The organism is Aeribacillus sp. JST-2 (assembly GCF_056032925.1).
In genome coordinates, this window is the sequence record NZ_JBVVUU010000016.1 from 57,248 (window position 1) to 57,470 (window position 223).

General features: G+C 43.9%; 1 pseudogene. It reads right to left on the reverse strand.

From position 1 onward, the window contains the following. Window positions 1–223: pseudogene (locus AC0KTX_RS10020) on the reverse strand (tRNA (adenosine(37)-N6)-threonylcarbamoyltransferase complex transferase subunit TsaD); the annotation flags it as partial.

A 223-nucleotide genomic window follows, 5' to 3' on the forward strand; every position in this document is an offset into this window, starting at 1 on the left:
AGATACTACGAGGGCTATGAGCGGAAAAGCGAGCTCTTTTATTAAGCGATTGGCATATATATGTCCTGCGATATGATGCACTCCAATAAGGGGGAGTTGATGAGCAAAGGCTAACGCTTTTGCAGCATTGACCCCTATTAACAGCGCTCCTACTAATCCAGGCCCTTCTGTTACAGCAATTGCACTCAAATCCTGAAAAGATACATTTGCTTGCTTCATCGTT